The sequence below is a fragment of the uncultured Erythrobacter sp. genome (assembly GCF_947492365.1).
In the GTDB taxonomy this organism is placed as follows: domain Bacteria; phylum Pseudomonadota; class Alphaproteobacteria; order Sphingomonadales; family Sphingomonadaceae; genus Erythrobacter.
This window is the reverse complement of the sequence record NZ_CANLMB010000001.1, coordinates 1873997-1891372: the sequence shown is the minus strand read 5'-3', so window position 1 is coordinate 1891372 and position 17376 is coordinate 1873997. Positions and strand designations below refer to the sequence as shown.

The following is a 17376-nucleotide window of genomic DNA, read 5'->3' as shown; positions in this document are numbered from 1 at the left end:
TCGGCCCGTACTCCGTCTTTTGGAGAGAGCATTCATGGCCGACATCAATTCACCTGTAGAAATCGGCGTAACCACCGGCCCGATCCGTGGCAGCCGCAAGGTCCATGTGGGCGCGCGCACCGGCTCTGGCGTGCGCGTCGCGATGCGCGAGATCGATCTGGAGGGCGGCGAGGAACCGGTGCGCGTCTATGACACGTCCGGTCCCTATACCGACCCCGACGTTGCGATCGACATCAATGCCGGTCTGGCCGAGCACCGCGCCGACTGGATCCGCAGCCGCGGCGATGTTGAGGAATATGACGCGCGCGAAGTGAAGCCCGAAGATAACGGCCAGCTTGGTCCGGATCGTTCGGGCGGAGTCCCGCAATTCCCGAGCGCGATCAAGCGGCCCTTGCGAGCCAAACCGGGCATGAATGTCAGCCAGATGCACTATGCGCGCAAAGGCATCATCACGCCGGAAATGGAATATGTCGCCGAGCGCGAAAATCTGGGCCGCGAGCTGGCGGCAGACTTTGTGCGCGATGGCGAAAGCTGGGGTGCGGAAATCCCCGATGTGATCACGCCTGAATTCGTGCGCAGCGAAGTTGCGCGCGGGCGCGCGATCATCCCCTCCAACATCAACCACCCGGAAAGCGAACCGATGGCGATCGGGCGCAATTTCCTGGTCAAGATCAACGCAAATATCGGCAATTCCGCCGTGGCATCGGACGTGGCGACCGAGGTCGACAAGATGGTCTGGGCGACCCGCTGGGGTGCGGACACGATCATGGACCTCTCCACGGGGCGCAACATCCACGACACCCGCGAATGGATCATCCGCAACTCCGCCGTGCCGGTCGGCACCGTGCCGATCTACCAGGCGCTGGAGAAAGTCGGCGGCGTTGCCGAAGACCTCACATGGGAAGTTTTCCGCGACACGCTGATCGAACAGGCCGAGCAGGGCGTCGACTATTTCACCATCCACGCCGGTGTGCGCCTGCCCTTTGTCCCGATGGCGGCCAAGCGCGTCACCGGAATTGTGTCGCGCGGCGGATCAATCATGGCGAAATGGTGCCTCGCGCATCACAAGGAAAGCTTCCTCTACGAGCATTTCGACGAAATCAGCGAGATCTGCGCCGCCTACGACATCGCCTATTCGCTCGGCGACGGCCTGCGCCCCGGCTCCATCGCCGACGCCAATGACGAAGCGCAGTTCGCCGAGCTCTACACGCTGGGCGAACTGACCAAGCGCGCTTGGGCGCAGGACGTGCAGGTCATGATCGAAGGGCCGGGCCACGTGCCCATGCACAAGATCAAAGAGAACATGGAGAAGCAGCTCGAAGCCTGCGGCGAAGCGCCTTTCTACACGCTCGGCCCGCTCGTGACCGACATTGCGCCGGGCTATGACCACATCACATCGGGCATCGGCGCGGCGCAAATCGGCTGGTACGGCACCGCGATGCTTTGCTACGTCACGCCCAAGGAGCATCTCGGCCTGCCCGACCGCGACGATGTGAAAGTCGGCGTCGTGACCTACAAACTCGCCGCCCACGCAGCTGACTTGGCCAAGGGCCACCCGGCAGCACAGGTGCGCGACGATGCCCTGTCAAAAGCGCGCTTCGAATTCCGCTGGAGGGACCAGTTCAACCTCTCGCTCGACCCTGATACGGCTGAGCAATATCACGACCAGACCTTGCCCGCAGAGGGCGCCAAGACCGCGCATTTCTGCTCGATGTGCGGCCCGAAATTCTGCTCGATGAAGATCAGTCAGGAAGTGCGCGAGTTTGCCGCCAAGCAGAACTCCGACCCCGACAGCTTCCTTGCTGCCACGTCATCAGCTGAGGGTGGGCCGGTCGAGGACGCCGAGGCTGGGATGGAAGAGATGGCGGAGAAGTACCGCGAAGGCGGCGATCTCTATATGCCGAGCGAAACCGCGAAATGATCCGCTCAGTCATCGCCGCCGCCGCGCTGCTTGCCTTCGCCGTGCCGCTCGCGGCGCAGGACAGCGACGCGGCTGAGCCTAGCTATGGTGAGATCGGCGCTGCCACTGCGCCCGTCGCGGATGCCTATTTCGCCGCCTATACGTCACGCGACTGGGATACGCTTGAGCCGCTGCTGGCAGAGAATTCGAGCTTCCACGATCCCACCGCGACCCATGTCTTTGGCCCGGTCCGGTCCGATGGCCGCGCTGCAATGATGGAGCGATTCCGGGTCGGATATGCGGGCATTTCGCATATGGAGTTTGTCACGTCGCGCCGGATGATCTCGGCAGACACTGCGATCTATGAAGGCGTGCTCCACTGGGGCCTCGACATCGGCGGCGGCACGCTGGTTGATACCGTCACTCCGATGGTGATCGTCCTCACAATCGAAGACGGCAAAGTCGTGAGCCACCGCGACTATGTCGATTATGCTCCCTTCATCGAAGCGGTCCGCGCCGCCAGCACCTGAGCGGATGTAAGCGGGTGTTGGGCGATCAACCCTTCTTCGTGAGCGCGAGGATGCTAGAACCCGCCTCGTGATCACACGAGAGAGGGGATGTCATGATCAAGACCACACACTGGATCGCCGGTGCAGCGCTGCTCGCACTCGCCGCCGCGCCCGCGCTTGCCGATGGCCATGCCGAAGCGACTCCGGCGGACAAGCAAACCGTTATGCCCGAGGATGTAGGCACGCGCGGCTTCTTCGAGCAATTCGGCTTTTCCGAGGCGGTGATCCACGGCGACACGGTCTATCTGTCAGGCGTGATCGCCGGTCCCCCACGCGAAGGCGAGACGATGGAGGATTCCTTCGACCGCACATTCCAATATATCGGATCGGTGCTGGAACGCTCCGGCTCAAGCTGGGACGATGTGATCGACATCACCACCTACCACGTGGATATCGAGGACTCGATGCTCGCACTCGCGACGGTCAAGAACCGCTATGTGAAAGCGCCATTCCCCGCATGGACCGCGATAGACATCGACCGGCTGTTCGCTCCGGACGGGCTGGTGGAGATCAAGGTTACGGCTCGTCTGACGCCAGACACCGATTGATTGACCAGACCTAACCGCGCGCCATTCCCATTGAAAACGGAGGCGGCTCGCCGATCATAGGGCTAACCGTTCTTCAGGTTTTCCAGCCCTTTGATCCCGCCCGGTTTCAGGCTGGGCTGGCTGGCATTTTGCTTTGGTCCTTTGTCTGCTTTGGGTTTGCGCGCTTCTCGGCTTTTCTTGCGTTGGCCTTTGGCCATGGTTTTTCCAATCGGAGCGGAATGCCCCGAAGAGACTCTACGCCTGTTTCGCGGATAGCTTGCATGGTTTCGTCAAGTTCGTCCTGGCGCCGGGTCTGGCACGGAGGCCTAACTGCGTCCCATCCCCACCAGCACCCGGTCCAGCGCCTGCAAGAACCGCGAGCGATCCGCCTTTGAGAACGGCGCGGGCCCGCCGCCGACCCCGTCCATCCCCGCGCGCAAGTCCTCCATGATCGCGCGGGTGGCAATCGCTCCGCCAATACTCGCAGCGTCGAATTCCTGACCGTTGTGCCTCAGTACCCGCGCGCCGGCTTTCAGGCAGCGCTCGGCGAGCAGGATGTCGCCTGTCACCACCACGCTGCGCGCATCGGCGCGCTCGGCGATCCAGTCATCGGCGGCGTCGAAGCTGTCGTCGACCACCACGCGCTTCACACGCGGGCTATCGGGGATGCGAAAGGGGGAATTGCTGACCACGCGCACTTCGGCTTTGAACCGGCCGGCGACGCGGTAGATTTCCTCTTTAACGGGGCAAGCATCGGCGTCGATCAGGATGGTTAGAGGCGCGCTCATCCCTCTGGCTGCTCTGTGATCCGCACCAACTGCCAGTCATAGCCCAGCTCGCGCACGCGGCGCTCCAACAGCGCCTGCAATTGGGCGTCGGGCTGAGCCTCGCGGGTGAGCATCCACAGATACCGCCCCGATGGCTCGCCGACGATGGACCACTGGTAAAGCCCGTCCGCGCCGGGTTCAGAGCGGTCGAGCACCCAGTAATCGCCGAAAAACGGGCCGAAGAAACTGACTTTCAGCTTTGCGCCGTCCGATCCCTCGACCACTTTGGCGCGGCCAGTCGCTTGGCTGAATTCGCCATCCAACCCGTCTTTGAAACACGAATTGACGACGCGAATCTTGGCTTCGCCGGACGTGTCGCGCAGCGAGTATTCGGCGGTGACGCCTTCGCAGCCTCCCTGAAAAGAGGCTTCATAGCGGCCATATTCGAACCAAGTGCCCAGATAGGCGTTGAGCTCCACCGGCTTTGCTGGCTCGGGAACCGAAACATTGCCGACCGGGCCAGGCGACCCGACGCAGCCGCCTAGACCGCCTGCCGCAAGTATCAGCGAAGCGGTGAGTGCAAAGGCGCGCATATGGCGATGTGTCATCAGCAAAAAACTCGATTGGCGGTTATGAAAAAAAGCGAAGCCTCTCTCCTACACCGGCCCATTCTGCGCAAGCTGCCTGCCATGCAAATACCCTTGCTCACGGCCCAGATACTTCGGAATGAGCCGTCAAAGCCCCTCTCAATTATTTTGCCTGCGAACAATAATTAGGTGATTCAGCAATAACCTGTTACATAGCTCGCTGCTGACGTCGGAATTTGCGACGGACTTCGAAATTTGACGACCGCCGTTTGCCACAGGCTCAACAGCCAGGCCCCGGCGTAAACCGGACGACGACTTCCTTTCCCTTGAACGAGTAGACGCACGATCCGTGGGCGCTTTGCCTGCGGTAAAATAACGTTCTTGAAAGGAACGAAAATGTCCAAGACTGGCACCGTAAAATTCTTCAACTCCGACAAGGGTTATGGTTTCATCCAGCCCGACGACGGTTCGCCCGACAGCTTTGTCCATATCAGTGCAGTGCAGGCCGCCGGCATGCAGGGCCTCGATAAGGAACAGCGTCTCAACTACGAAGTTGAAACCGGCCGTAACGGCAAGGAAAGCGCCGTAAACCTGTCGGCTGCTGACTGATAGAAGAACGGGGTGCGCGCGGCCATTGGGCTCGCGCGCGCCCCATTCTCTTTCCACCGTCAATCGCACTTATAGAAGGGGAGGCCGAAGATGGCCCAGACTTACGAATTTTATAATGAGCGCGCCGAGCAGGCTGCCGCCCGTGCGAAAGAGGCCGACCTTGAAAATGTGCGCGAGCGTGAGCTGCGCGCAGAAGAGAGCTGGCGCAAGCTGGCAGAGCAGGCGCGCAAAACCGTGATCGCCCGCGACAAGGCCGATGCCGAACGCGCTGAACGCCGCGCTGCCGAGGCTTTGCAAAACAGCTAGAGCTGGCAGGGACGGTTTAGCTCGCCCCCGCGCTTTCCTACATCGCCCGATCTGCGCTAATTGCAGCGTATGGTTTTGTGCGCTTATCCTCCAATTGAAACGCTGATCGGCGCGCTCTCGCGAGTGCGCCATTATTTTGCCTCAGGACCGTGTAACATGCGGTCCATGTCTCGGGCCATGTCTCAGCTATGTCTCGCTTAAGTGCCTGTAAACACAGTGTAGGACATGTTGGGGTTGCGCGAGGCCGCATCAGAGCCACCTATCGCCGCGATAGTGCTTGCGCGCACCGCACTGCCTCCCCACATCGAGTGGGTAAGCCAATACAACCGAGGAGATCGCCAAGATGCAATTCCAGTTCAACTCCGACAGCTCCGTTATGGGCACCGAGAACGTTGCAGAACGGATCGAGGCGATGATGCGCGAGAAGATGGCCCGCTTTGAAGAGCGACTAACGCGGCTCGAAGTGCATGTGTCGGACGAGAATGCGCACAAGCACGGGGCCGATGACAAGACCTGCATGGTCGAAGCGCGCCCGCGCGGCGGCCGTCCGATCGGCGTGACCGAGCATGCCTCCAAGGTGGACGATGCGGCCCGCAAGGCGGCCAATACGATGGTACAGCGGCTCGAACGCCACTTTGGCAAAAGCGAGAAGCACAAGCACGAACCGCGCCCCGACAAGGTGCTTTGAGTAGACTCAGTGCGGGTTCAGGATCGATGGCGGAGATTACGGTGATGGATACTGCAACCCCTCACGCTCGCCCGACGCTCAAACCTATGGCTGCGCTCGCGGCGTTGGCGCTGACCCCGCTGCTGGCGGCTTGCGCCGTGGCGGAGGCGCGCACGAGTGATGCACCAAAATCGGTATCGCTGGAAACGCCCGAGGAAAGCGCACGCCAGTGCTTCTTCGCTCGCCAAGTCACCGGCTTTCGCAATGCGCGCGACGAGGATGGTGAGCGTGTCGACACGCATCTGCTGGTCGATGTCGGAGCCTCCGATACCTACGAGTTCGAGCTGCTGCGGCGCTGTCCGGGCCTACGCTTTGCCCGCGGGATCCGCTTTGTGCAGACCGGGCCGGGCCGCATTTGCGACGGGCTGGACGTCGACATCATCGTGCCTGATGGGGGGATCGCCGACCGCTGTCATGTAACGATGGTGCGCAAGATCGAGCGCGGTGAAGACGGCTCGCGACTGCCTGCACAAGACTAGACGCTACTCGGGAACGCCCAGAAATGCGGCGATCTCGCTCCACCTGCACCGCACTGCCTCGCGCCCACGCTCGATATTGGCGCGGATCAGCGGAGGGTCGAATTCGAGCCTCTCGTAAAGCTCAGTCGGCGGCTCGATCACCATGGCGCGGGAGAAGAAGTGCTCCTCAAACCGGTCTTCAATCGGGGCCATCACTTGCTCGATCTGGTCAGCGGGCATGCTCAATTCGGTGAGCTTGGCGCGCTGCGCATCGGCTGCGTCGAGCAGCTGGTTCATCAGCTTTACGTTCGCCTCATCGCCGCGCCCGACCTCGCGGATCATCAGCTCGACCGACTGGAGGCCGATCTCGAGAATGTCGTCAAACTTCTCAAGTGACGGCGGAAGCGGCGCCTCAGCGCGGACCACCAGAGCAGCACGCGGACGAAGCTCTAGTGCGGCGCGCAGGGGAATGTAGTCCCGGATGCCGCCATCGACCCACTTGTTGCCTTCGCTGTCGACCAGCGGCGGGAAGAAGGGGGGCTGAGCAGAGCTGGCATAGACCCAATCGGCGATATGCCCCGCAGTTCCCGGCACCATCTTGAGATCACCATTGGCGATGTTCACGATCGCCATCCGTAGCGCGATGCCGGAGTTCTTGATCGCTTCGTCGTCGTAGAATTCGCCAAGCAGGTGCCGGAGCGGGGCGGGATTGAACAGTGCCTCTTTCCCGCGGATCAATGCCCAGGCGACCGACAGCAGCTTGTCAGACCCTTTGTAGATCGACGAATTGCCGGTGATGCCGAGCCAGAATTCGACCAGCCGCTCGACCTCTTTCTGCGCGACGGCTGCCGCCTGGATCGCGCCGGTCGATGTGCCTGTGACGGTTTCGAACTCGACGCCTTTCACATTGATAAGCTCATCGAGCACGCCCACTTGAAACGCACCGCGAGCACCCCCGCCGCTGAGCGCTAAAGCCAGTCCTCCTGCCATCTCATTTCCCCTGATCGAGCTTACGTTCGAGTACGCAATATAGCGCGCAAGCCTAGGTCAGATTGCACCTATGCGGCAAATGGCAAGAACCCTCGCCGCTTTCCTACCTTGCGCGATTAGGCTTATTTGGACTCAAACAAGCGCAGCGGTATCGCGGCCAAACGAAACTTCGCACACAGTTTCCGCGTATAGGAAGTATGCGAGCTGCGAAATGCAAAGGAATGCCAATGACCCGCCTAGCCCTTATCCTCACCTCCGCTCTCGCGTTGGCGCTGTCTGCCTGTTCGGGAGGCGACGACGATGCTGGACCCGTTGATGACAGTTCGATCGCAGTTGCGACCAATTCCGCCAATCTGATCGAGGTCGCACAGGGCGATAGCGAGCTGTCCCAGCTTGCACAGGCGATCGCGGATGCCGGTCTTGGGGAAACGCTGGCGGGAGAGGGGCCGTTCACGATCCTCGCGCCGACCGATGCAGCGTTCGCGGCGCTTGCGGACGAGGGCGCTCTTGCTGCGGGTGGCGGCGAGCAATTACGCGCTGTCCTGGAGGGCCATGTCGTCGAGGGCCGACTTGATTACGCCGCGCTCTCTGCGGCGATTGAGGAAGCGGGCGATGATGGCCACACGATCACCACTCTTGGTGGAGGCGCTGTTACCGCAAGCCTGCAAGAGGGAGCGATTGTCCTCACCAGTGCGACCGGGCGCACGGCCAGCATCAGCGCGGTCGATGTCGAGGCGTCTAACGGTCTGATCCATATCATCGATGCGGTGCTTTTGCCGTGAGAGTTCGTCATTGACCTTGCGCTCTCTCAATGCTCACACTTGATCGTGAGGAGAACCCGATGATCAAGACAGTTTTGCAGACTTGCCTGATTGGTGCAGCCAGTTTGACAACCGCCTGCACCGCGCCTGCGGGTGAGATTACGCGCGATACGGAACCCTATGACGGCATCGCCGCAGAGGCGAGCATCTCGCTGTTAGGTGCTGAACCCTTCTGGGGCGTCGACATCGAGCCGCAGAGCGACGGCTTCACCGCGCGCTATTCAACGCCTGAGAACATCGATGGCGAGAGCTTTGCGGTTGAACGCTTTGCCGGAAACAACGGTATCGGTTTTAACGGTGAGCTCGAAGGCGAAGCGGTGCAGATCGCACTCACACCCGGCGATTGCAGCGACACGATGAGCGACCGCACCTATCCTTACACCGCAACGGTGAGCATAGGGGAGCTGACTCTGAGAGGCTGCGCCTACACCAGCGATGAGCCCTTCACCGGAGATGAAAACCCATGAGCGAGAATGGCCATCAAACCGGCGGCTGCTTGTGCGGGCAGGTTCGCTACACGTTGAGCGAAGAGCCTAAAATGTGCGTCACTTGCCATTGCAAGAACTGCCAACGGCAGGCGGGCAGTACGCTTTCAATCATCATCGGTGTGTCCGAAGATGCGGTCGAGCATAGCGGCAAGATCAAGACCTATAACGACACCGGCGATAGCGGCGCGACGGTGCGGCGGCAGTTCTGCCCCGAATGCGGCTCACCGGTATTCACCCGTCTGGAGACGCCCGGCCTGATTTTCATCAAGGCCGGCACGCTCGACGACACCTCAAAGCTCCAGCCGGCATTCCATTGCTACACTAAGAGCAAGCAGGATTGGGTGGATTTAGGCGACTTGCCAGCCTTCGAAACTGTGCCTGAAGGGTTGTAGGTTGACGGCTGCCCCGACCTAGTAAAGGCCGGGGATCTCGCGCTGCGCTACGTTCGGCTCTTCGGGTTGCAGCGTCTCGCGCACAGCCTCGCGCTGAGCCAATCCGTCCGATCCCGACTTGCTGATCGCGGTGCAGCTGCCTCCGGAAAGGAAATCGAGCGCGGTTGCAACCGAAGCCTCATTCGCATCGCCCAATGCCATTGTGATGTCGTCATTGGCTTGGCACGAATTGGGGACCGTGCCCGCAAGGCCGGTGAAATAGTCGCCATTGTCATTGGCGTTGAGCGTCTGGAACGTCACCGCCCGTATGCGCAAGTCGCAGGCGTCGAAGTCGAAGCCGAACTGCCCCACAGGTTTGCCCGAAGTGTTGCTGCCGACAATCGCGATCGAGTCTGCAGCGAGATAGGGGATCATCGAATTGATCACCAACTCGCTCGCCGAGGCTGAATTGCCGGTGGTGATAAAGGCGATCTTGCTGGGCTGGAGCGCCTGAACCTCGTTTTCAAAGAACTCGCTCGAATTCTCCGAGGATTTGGATTCGCGCAGCACTGTTTGGCTCCAGAGCTGACCCACTCGGCCTTCGCCCAGCAGATCACCCATGGTCTCCGCCACACTCACCAGACCGCCGCCATTATAGCGGAAATCGATGATAAGCTCGTCCACACCATTGGTGTTGAACAGCTGAAAGGCATCGCGCAGCTGCGGCACGGCATCGGCGACGATAAAGGTGCGCAGGTTGAGATAGCCGACATTCTTGCCGCCATCATTGATGATCAGCGCGCCATAGCGATCAGACAGCGGGTCAAGCGCAAAGTCGGCCTTGGTGACCGTCGCTTCGACCACTGTCCCATCGACTTGGGTAAAACGCATTACCCGGCTGACCCCGGCGTTGGATGGGCCAAGCGCGTCGATCACCGCCTGCGGACCCCCACTTGCCAGTATCGCGCTGACATTCTGCAGGTTGGCGCTGGATGTACCAATGGCGGTGATTTCGGTTCCGCGATCCATCCCTGCCTGAAAGCCTGGCGCATTCTCGAAGGCTTCAAACAAGAAGAGGCGGTTGTTTACCGTGTCGAACGACAGACGGATACCAAAGCCTGCGCTCGATCCTGAATTGATCAGCGCATTCTCCTCCGCAATCGAGGTCGCAAAGGTAAACCCTTTGTCGCGAGATTGCGCGCGGGCGGGCGCTACGCGCGCGTCCAGATACGCTTGAACCGAATTGAAGCTCGCCTGATTCACATTGTTGTCGAGCAGGCTCGGGAACAGATACCATTCGTTGAGCACATCGTCGGCGAAGGCGATCTGGTTGGCAATCGAGCAAGTGCCAGTTGGTGTTGGCGTTCCGCCTCCGCCGCCTGTGGGCGGGGTGCTGGAACCACCGCCTCCGCACGCAGCCAAGGCAATGGCGAGCATGGCAGAAAGCGCTGTGCGCCCGGCGAGAGGCAAATTGGGCGTCTTGAGCAAGGAGCGACTCCGATCAAAGAATTAAACAATTTTGCCCCCCCGGCAGTACGCTGAGCATGCAATGTTAGCCCGTGATCAGCAAGCATTTGGAGCTTGTCCACTGGCTCTGCGATGAACGCTAGGGCTGAAAACACACGAGTTTTTGCAAGTTTTCCGCAGAAAGCGGGGCAAATCGGGCGCGCCTCCCTCGTTTTGGGGCCTGTATCGGACTAGCTACGAGGGGATGAAGAGACAGAATCATGCCTGATCTGCCCGATTGGCTCGCGTCCAAACTGCCCCCGGCAGCGCGCCACCCTGGCCTTGCGATTGCAAGTCTGGGGGAGGCGAAGACGCTTGGTCGCGGCGGTTTTTCGCTTTCGAGCCCAGCCTTCGACGCCGGTGAACAACTTGACCCGTGCTTCACCGCCAAGGAAGAAGACGCGGTCGCGCCGCCGCTCGAATGGAGTGGGCCCCCGCCGGGATCGCAAGAGCTGATCGTGATCGTCGAAGATGCGACCGATCCGTCCGCTGAACCGCTTTGCCACTGGCTCGTCTGGGGACTTGCAGGGCAAAAGGGCAAGCTGCTTGAAGGCGAAGTGCCGCCGCGCACTGGCAAGAACGCGCATGGCAATTCCGAATGGCTGCTACCTGACCCGCCTGAGGGTGAGACGCGCCATTACGCCTTCCAGATTTTCGCAACCGATCTGCCCTTGACGCTCATGCCCGGCGCGAGCCGTGATGAGCTGATTGGCTCGATCAAGGGCTTCGTTACCGCATGCGACGTCCTCTACGCCCCGTTCACCGGCACGTCTGCCGATGATGGAGCGTGGGAAGATGAAGAATTAGAATAACCTGCCATTTTTTAAGGGAGACTAACCATGGCAAATGCACTGCAGAAACCAGTGAACCTTACTTCCGAGCTTGAAGCGGTGACCGGCAAAGGTCCGATGACCCGCGCTCAGGTGACTTCGAAGGTCTGGGAATACATCAAGGCGAACAGCCTTCAGGATTCGAAGGACAAGCGTCAGATCAATCCCGATGCCAAGCTCGGCGCGGTGATCGGCAAAGACCAGATCTCGATGTTCAAGATGACGGCTGCGGTTTCCAAGCACCTCAGCTAAGAGCCTCACGGTTCTAAGGGCCTGATGGCCCGACCTTTGCTGACCGGCGGTGGGCGTTCACTTAGTGGATGCGCGCCGCCGGTTTAGCTTTTGTAAGTTGGGGCGGAATTTCGCAAAACCACTTCACCTGCCCACAATGCCCAGAATATGATCACAGGCTGGGCGATCATGCGCGGCACATGATAGGCGAGGCCCAGCCCGCCATCCTCGCGCGCTAAATCCATCACCAGATGATTGATATTCGCCGGCCATACGCACAGCGCGTAGAGCGCTAGGCCGATGCCTGCTGCTTGCCTCAGCTTGAGGTGGAAGGGCTGGATCAGAGCGACCGCACCCACGATCTCGGCAATTCCGGTCCAGAACACGAAAGCTTCGGGCCAAGGCACGGCGGAGGGCATGATCGTCAGGAAAGGTGCAGGCTCCGCCAGATGCATGACGCCCGCAAAGGCGTAGAATACCGCGAGTAGCAGGCGCAGAATGGCGCGGATCACGAGGTTGTTCCCTTGGCTGCCTTGCAGACCAGACCCAAGCCCGATTGTTCGATCCGTATCGCCGCGCTATTCGTGGTGTTCATACCTGCCCCAATTCTCGCAAGGTCGCTGAATTCACCGGGGCACTAACGGGAGTTTTTCACAACATGCAACTTGCCTGCAAAGCCGCGCTCTCCGCATCCGCTATCGCATTCGCCGCAAGTCTGGCGTTTACGCCCATGCCGGTCGCTGCGCAGGAGGAAGAGCAAAATGTCGATGCTCAGGTCGAGGAAGCTCCCGACCCGGCGATGCAGGCGGCTCTGGCAGCGTTGGAAGTGGCTCCGGTGTTCGATGGGCACAATGATGTTCCGATCCAGCTGCGCTCGCGGTTCGGCAATCAGATCAACGGTTTCGACTTTGCTGACACCACCGGCACGGGCGTCACTCACCCCGCAGGCCGGGTGATGCACACAGACATCGCTCGTCTCTCCGAAGGGCGCGTGGGCGCGCAATATTGGTCGGTCTATGTCCCTGCCTCGCTGTCCGAAGCCGAAGCGGTGCAGATGACAATCGAGCAGATCGACGTGACCAAGCGGCTGATTGATCGCTTCCCAGAAGCGTTGGCCTTTGCCGAATCCGCCGACGAGGTTGAAGCGGCCATGGCTGGGGGCCGCGTCGCTTCACTGCTCGGCATGGAAGGCGGGCATTCGATCGGATCGAGCCTTGCCGTGTTGCGCCAGATGTATGCGCTGGGCGCGCGCTATATGACGATCACGCACAGCCGCAACACGCCCTGGGCCGACAGCGCGACCGATGATCCCGAACATGGCGGCCTCACCGATTTCGGCATGGATGTGATCCGCGAGATGAACCGGATCGGCATGCTGGTGGACCTGAGCCATGTCAGCGAGGAAGCGATGCACGATGCGCTGGATGTGGCGCGCGCTCCGGTGATCTTCAGCCATTCGGGCGTCCGCGCGATCAACGGCCATGCGCGCAATGTGCCTGACAGCGTGCTTGAGCGCCTGCCGGATAATGGCGGGATCGTGATGGTCGTGGCGCTGCCGGGCTTCCTCAACGAACAGCGGCGCGAATGGTTTGCCGCTCGCGAAGCCGAGGAAGCGCGCCAGCAATCGCTCTTTCAAGGTCAGCCCGATGTGGTCGACGCAGCAATGGCGGAATGGGACGAAGCCAACCCCGAACCCGCCACGATGATCAGCCATATGGCCGACCATATCGACCATATCCGCGCGTTGATCGGCGTCGAATATATCGGCATCGGCGCTGACTTTGACGGTATGCCGAGCGGCCCTGTGGGCTTCGAGGATGTCAGCGGATACCCCGCGCTCTTCGCCGAACTGGCGCGGCGCGGATACTCGCAGGTCGAAATGGAGCTGATCGCCAGCCGCAACGCGATCCGCGTCCTGCGCGAGGCGGAGCTTTACGCGTCGCGCGTCTCGGCTGAGCCTCCGATCGAAACCTTGTTGCCGTCAGAGGATTAAGCGGACGCGCCCTTAACCGTAGAGAGCGGGAATGATCCAGACCAGGCTCATCGCAACAATCGCGATGAACAGGCCGATCCCGAGCACATAACGCATATGGCCGGAGGTTTCTCCGCCGCGCGCATCCTCATCTTCGATATGAATTCGGCCGTCTTCGTCGGTATTGGACATCGTAGTCTCCCTCGATCGAGTGTTTAGCAGATAAAGGCTGATACGCCAGCGGGTTGCAAAATCCAAAGTGAGACGACTGCTTTAGTCACGCAGCAGTTCGTTGATCCCGGTCTTGGAACGCGTCTGCGCGTCCACTGTTTTCACGATCACCGCACAGTAAAGCGAAGGTCCGGGCGTGCCATCGGGCAGAGGCTTGCCGGGCACGCTACCGGGCACGACCACGGCGTAGGGCGGCACTTCGCCCATATGGATTTTGCCGGTAGCGCGGTCGATAATCTTGGTCGACGCGCCGAGATAGACACCCATGGACAGCACCGCGCCTTCGCCCACGCGGACCCCTTCGGCGACTTCGCTGCGCGCGCCGATGAAAGCGCCGTCACCGATAATGACAGGCTCAGCCTGAAGCGGTTCAAGCACTCCGCCGATCCCCGCTCCGCCCGAAATATGCACATTGGCGCCAATCTGCGCGCAGGAGCCAACGGTCGCCCATGTATCGATCATCGAACCTTCGCCGACATAGGCCCCGATATTCACAAAGCTCGGCATCAGCACCGCGCCCTTGCCGATAAAGCTGCCGCGCCGCACCACTGCGCCCGGGACCACGCGAAAGCCTGCTTCGCGGAAACGGTTGTCGCCCCATCCGGAGAATTTGAGCGGCACTTTGTCAAAGGCCGCTTCGCCGCCCGCACCGCCTTCCATCACGCGATTATCGTTAAGACGGAAGGATAACAGGACCGCCTTTTTCAGCCATTGATTGACCTTCCAACCGCCCGCTCCGTCAGGCTCGGCAACGCGCGCTTCTCCGCTGTCGATCATGGCCAGAGCCTCGCTCACCTGGTGGCGAATGTCGCTGCCCGGAGTGATGTCAGCGCGCGCTTCCCATGCTTCTTCGATCTGCGTGATGAGGGTGTTGGTCATAAGTACTCCGCCGGAAGACCCATAATGAGACGCTGAGATGCGAGCGGCCCGTGTGATTGAAAGGGACTGCTAGCGAGCAAGGCGCAAGGCGGCAAGCTTGCATCGCATGGCGGCGAATGGCCGCCCGATAGGGGAAAGCGCCAAGGGTCTCGTAAGCGGGTTAACCATCAGCCTGTGCAAGAGCCGCTTTGGGGGCAGCTGTTAAGGATAGTGCACATGCCAGATCAGTCAGAACGGCAATTGTCTGATGCCTCGCCAGCAAGCGCGCCGGTTAACTGGAGAGTGGTTGCTGCGGCCTGCGCATGCGCTGCGCTTAGCGCTTGCGGCGGTGGTGGTGGAGGCGCGCAAAGTGTTTCCTCGCTTCCCCCGCCGCCTCCTCCGCCCCCGCCTCCTCCGCCGGTCAATTTCGACACGTCAGAATTCCGCCGCTCTGACGGCGCCGAATTCCACGGAGCCGAGGCAGCCTGGCGTGACGGCGCGACGGGTGAGGGCGAGATCATCGCGGTGATCGACACCGGGATCGACAGCGACAGCCCCGAATTTGCCGGACGCATTCACCCGGACTCGATCGATATTGCAGGCAATCGCGGGATCGATCCGGAGGATGATCATGGCACCAACGTCGCTCTGGTCGCAGCCGCCGCGCGCGACGGCAACGGCATTCTGGGCATCGCCTTTGACGGACAGCTGCTTGCAATCCGTGCGGACATGCCCGGATCTTGCGGAGCCGACACGCTGCAAGACGCCTCGCTCAATTGCCTGTTCACCGACGCCGCGATTGCAGACGGGGTGGACCATGCCATCGCAAGCGGAGCGACGGTGATCAATCTCAGCCTGGGCGGTGATAGCGCCACGCCGCAATTGCGCGCCGCGATCACGCGCGCGACCAATGCGGGGATCGTGGTGGTTGTCGCGGCAGGCAATGGGGGCAATGGCAGCGATCCTTCGGTCGATCCCAGCCAGCCCGATCCCTTTGCCGCAAGCTTGCTCGAAGCGGGGGGAGGCAATGTCATCATCGTCGGATCGGTCGACGCTAATGGCGACTTTTCAGGCTTCAGCAACCGCGCAGGCAATCTGGCGGGCTCCTATATCACTGCGCGCGGTGAGCGGATTTGCTGCGTCCATGACAATGGCGAGATCTTCGTCGAGACGATCAATGGCGAGCAGTTCGTCACTTTGTTCTCCGGCACCAGCTTTGCGGCTCCGCAAGTGAGCGGGGCGGTGGCCTTGCTCGCGCAGGCCTTTCCCAATCTGACGGGTGAGGAGATCGTCGAGATCTTGCTCGACACCGCGCGCGATGCCGGGGTCTCGGGTACGGACAGCGTGTTTGGCACCGGCATTCTCGACATTGCTGCTGCGTTCGCGCCGCAGGGGACGACGACGCTTGCCGGTTCAACTGACAAGGTCGCGCTGGCGGATGACTTCGCGCTGGGTTCGGCGGCGATGGGTGACGCTTTGTCTTCGGCGAGCCTCACCGCCATCATCACCGACCGCTATGACCGAGCTTACCAGCTCGACCTTGCGCAGCGTGCGCGGGGTGCGCCCCAGATGCAGCTTCTGCGCGGTGCGGTGGAGCGGGCGGGCTATTCGCGCGCGGCAGGCAATGACGCGCTGTCGCTGGCTGTGACCGTGGGCGAAGGGCAGCTTGCAGCGGGGCTTGGCTGGTCGGAGCAATTGCAGCTGAGCGTGGCCGATGCACAAGGCGCGCGCGTGCTGGCGGCCAAGGTCGCCGCGCGGATCGCGCCTGACACGCAGGTCGGCTTTGCCGTTGCGCAAGGGGCAGGGGGGCTGGTTGCGCAGATGCAAGGAGCATCGCGTCCCGCTTTCCGTATCGCCCCAGAGCCCGGGCGCGATGTCGGGTTTCTCGCGAGCAGCGAGCTGGCCTTTGCTGCGCGTCACGAGGTCGAAGGTTGGGGCCTGACTGTCTCGGCCGAGCGCGGACGGGCATGGCTCTCCGACAACCGCCGCGCGAGCGACATCGTTTACGGTGTGCGCGAGCGGCGTCCGACCTCGACCTTTGCTCTGGCTCTCGACCGCAGTTGGAGCAGCTTCGATGCGAGCGCTTCGCTGTCATGGCTTGCCGAAGAGCAGACGCTGCTGGGTGCGCATTTCAATCCGGCCTTCGGGTTGGAGGGCGCGGACAGTGTGTTCCTCGACACGCGGCTGGGCGCAGAGCTGGGCCGCGGCTGGCGGCTGGGCGGGGCCTATCGTATCGGCCTGACCCGTCCGCGCGGCAATGCGTTTGTCGGAGATGGCTCGCAAATCACCACGCAAGGCTGGTCGCTCGACCTTACGAAGCGCGGAGCATTCACCCGCCGCGACCGCATCGGTTTTCGCCTCAGCCAGCCCCTGCGCGTCACCGGCGGGGCGGTCCATTTCGACCTGCCCACCGCCTATGACTATGCCAGCGAAAGCGCGATTATCTCCCGCCAGAGCCTCTCGCTATCGCCCGAGGGCCGCGAGCTGATCGGCGAGCTCAACTGGAGCAGCGAGGTCGCCATCGGCACGCTTTCCACCAGCATCTACTACCGCAGCGAGCCCGGGCACTATGCCCGCACGCCAGACGATGTCGGCGCGCTAATCACGCTGGGCTCAAGCTTCTAGCGC

Annotated in this window: 21 protein-coding genes; 14 read left to right on the top strand and 7 right to left on the bottom strand. The window is 61.5% G+C overall.

Annotated elements, in window-relative coordinates; translation table 11 throughout:
• Positions 1-34 precede the first annotated feature (34 nt).
• From thiC to Q0887_RS08985, 3 genes are all read left to right on the top strand, one after another.
• On the top strand, positions 35-1921 hold the full coding sequence (gene thiC, locus Q0887_RS08995) for a phosphomethylpyrimidine synthase ThiC (RefSeq protein ID WP_299194134.1): 1887 nt from the start codon (positions 35-37) through the stop codon (positions 1919-1921).
• Positions 1918-2430 (top strand): nuclear transport factor 2 family protein, encoded by a 513-nt coding sequence (locus Q0887_RS08990; protein ID WP_299194133.1) that lies wholly within the window; start codon positions 1918-1920, stop codon positions 2428-2430. Before thiC ends, Q0887_RS08990 begins: the two co-directional genes overlap by 4 nt.
• 92 nt (positions 2431-2522) lie before the next feature.
• Complete coding sequence (locus tag Q0887_RS08985) at positions 2523-3017, top strand: RidA family protein (RefSeq protein ID WP_299194132.1); 495 nt, start codon at positions 2523-2525, stop codon at positions 3015-3017.
• A gap of 305 nt (positions 3018-3322) precedes the next feature.
• On the opposite strand, the gene Q0887_RS08980 is transcribed toward Q0887_RS08985, so the two are convergent.
• Positions 3323-3784: a YaiI/YqxD family protein gene (locus Q0887_RS08980; RefSeq protein ID WP_299194131.1), complete on the bottom strand. Its 462-nt coding sequence runs from the start codon at positions 3782-3784 to the stop codon at positions 3323-3325.
• Positions 3781-4371 (bottom strand): lipocalin family protein, encoded by a 591-nt coding sequence (locus tag Q0887_RS08975; protein WP_299194129.1) that lies wholly within the window; start codon positions 4369-4371, stop codon positions 3781-3783. The genes Q0887_RS08980 and Q0887_RS08975 overlap by 4 nt, the downstream gene beginning before the upstream one ends.
• Before the next feature lie 375 nt (positions 4372-4746).
• Here Q0887_RS08975 and Q0887_RS08970 point away from each other — a divergent pair, with 375 nt between their 5' ends.
• The 4 genes from Q0887_RS08970 to Q0887_RS08955 all read left to right on the top strand — a co-directional run bounded on the left by Q0887_RS08970 (position 4747) and on the right by Q0887_RS08955 (position 6471).
• The gene (locus tag Q0887_RS08970; RefSeq protein ID WP_299194128.1) at positions 4747-4959 is read left to right on the top strand and encodes a cold-shock protein; all 213 of its coding nucleotides are present in this window, start codon (positions 4747-4749) and stop codon (positions 4957-4959) included.
• A gap of 90 nt (positions 4960-5049) precedes the next feature.
• Positions 5050-5265, top strand: coding sequence for a hypothetical protein (locus Q0887_RS08965; protein WP_299194127.1), 216 nt, complete (start codon positions 5050-5052; stop codon positions 5263-5265).
• 343 nt (positions 5266-5608) lie between these two features.
• A complete protein-coding gene (locus tag Q0887_RS08960) occupies positions 5609-5953 on the top strand; it encodes an HPF/RaiA family ribosome-associated protein (protein WP_299194126.1) in 345 nt (114 codons plus the stop codon).
• 44 nt (positions 5954-5997) lie between these two features.
• A complete protein-coding gene (locus Q0887_RS08955) occupies positions 5998-6471 on the top strand; it encodes a DUF6491 family protein (RefSeq protein ID WP_299194125.1) in 474 nt (157 codons plus the stop codon).
• 3 nt (positions 6472-6474) lie between these two features.
• On the opposite strand, the gene Q0887_RS08950 is transcribed toward Q0887_RS08955, so the two are convergent.
• Positions 6475-7440, bottom strand: coding sequence for a patatin-like phospholipase family protein (locus tag Q0887_RS08950; protein ID WP_299194124.1), 966 nt, complete (start codon positions 7438-7440; stop codon positions 6475-6477).
• 227 nt (positions 7441-7667) lie between these two features.
• Here Q0887_RS08950 and Q0887_RS08945 point away from each other — a divergent pair, with 227 nt between their 5' ends.
• The 3 genes from Q0887_RS08945 to Q0887_RS08935 are packed head-to-tail and all read left to right on the top strand — an operon-like array spanning position 7668 to position 9141.
• The gene (locus Q0887_RS08945) at positions 7668-8222 is read left to right on the top strand and encodes a fasciclin domain-containing protein (protein WP_299194123.1); all 555 of its coding nucleotides are present in this window, start codon (positions 7668-7670) and stop codon (positions 8220-8222) included.
• Between the two features lie 59 nt (positions 8223-8281).
• Positions 8282-8728: a hypothetical protein gene (locus tag Q0887_RS08940; RefSeq protein ID WP_299194122.1), complete on the top strand. Its 447-nt coding sequence runs from the start codon at positions 8282-8284 to the stop codon at positions 8726-8728.
• The gene (locus Q0887_RS08935; RefSeq protein WP_299194121.1) at positions 8725-9141 is read left to right on the top strand and encodes a GFA family protein; all 417 of its coding nucleotides are present in this window, start codon (positions 8725-8727) and stop codon (positions 9139-9141) included. Before Q0887_RS08940 ends, Q0887_RS08935 begins: the two co-directional genes overlap by 4 nt.
• Positions 9142-9159: 18 nt before the next feature.
• Here the strand turns inward: Q0887_RS08935 and Q0887_RS08930 are convergent, their stop codons facing one another.
• Positions 9160-10608 carry a S41 family peptidase gene (locus Q0887_RS08930; protein ID WP_299194120.1) on the bottom strand — a complete coding sequence of 483 codons (1449 nt, stop codon included), beginning with the start codon at positions 10606-10608 and terminating at the stop codon, positions 9160-9162.
• Between the two features lie 239 nt (positions 10609-10847).
• Between Q0887_RS08930 and Q0887_RS08925 the strand changes: the two genes are divergently transcribed.
• Positions 10848-11438, top strand: a complete 591-nt coding sequence (locus tag Q0887_RS08925) for a YbhB/YbcL family Raf kinase inhibitor-like protein (RefSeq protein ID WP_299194119.1) — start codon at positions 10848-10850, stop codon at positions 11436-11438.
• 27 nt (positions 11439-11465) lie between these two features.
• Complete coding sequence (locus Q0887_RS08920) at positions 11466-11708, top strand: SWIB/MDM2 domain-containing protein (RefSeq protein WP_299194118.1); 243 nt, start codon at positions 11466-11468, stop codon at positions 11706-11708.
• An 83-nt stretch (positions 11709-11791) separates the two neighbouring features.
• On the opposite strand, the gene Q0887_RS08915 is transcribed toward Q0887_RS08920, so the two are convergent.
• On the bottom strand, positions 11792-12199 hold the full coding sequence (locus Q0887_RS08915; protein WP_299194117.1) for a DoxX family protein: 408 nt from the start codon (positions 12197-12199) through the stop codon (positions 11792-11794).
• A 146-nt stretch (positions 12200-12345) separates the two neighbouring features.
• Here Q0887_RS08915 and Q0887_RS08910 point away from each other — a divergent pair, with 146 nt between their 5' ends.
• On the top strand, positions 12346-13680 hold the full coding sequence (locus Q0887_RS08910; RefSeq protein WP_299194116.1) for a dipeptidase: 1335 nt from the start codon (positions 12346-12348) through the stop codon (positions 13678-13680).
• Positions 13681-13692: 12 nt separating this feature from the next.
• On the opposite strand, the gene Q0887_RS08905 is transcribed toward Q0887_RS08910, so the two are convergent.
• Together Q0887_RS08905 and dapD are read right to left on the bottom strand one after the other, a co-directional pair.
• Complete coding sequence (locus Q0887_RS08905; protein ID WP_299194114.1) at positions 13693-13851, bottom strand: hypothetical protein; 159 nt, start codon at positions 13849-13851, stop codon at positions 13693-13695.
• A gap of 81 nt (positions 13852-13932) precedes the next feature.
• Positions 13933-14769 carry a 2,3,4,5-tetrahydropyridine-2,6-dicarboxylate N-succinyltransferase gene (gene dapD / locus Q0887_RS08900; RefSeq protein ID WP_299194113.1) on the bottom strand — a complete coding sequence of 279 codons (837 nt, stop codon included), beginning with the start codon at positions 14767-14769 and terminating at the stop codon, positions 13933-13935.
• Between the two features lie 216 nt (positions 14770-14985).
• Here dapD and Q0887_RS08895 point away from each other — a divergent pair, with 216 nt between their 5' ends.
• Complete coding sequence (locus tag Q0887_RS08895) at positions 14986-17373, top strand: S8 family peptidase (protein WP_299194112.1); 2388 nt, start codon at positions 14986-14988, stop codon at positions 17371-17373.
• Positions 17374-17376 lie beyond the last annotated feature (3 nt).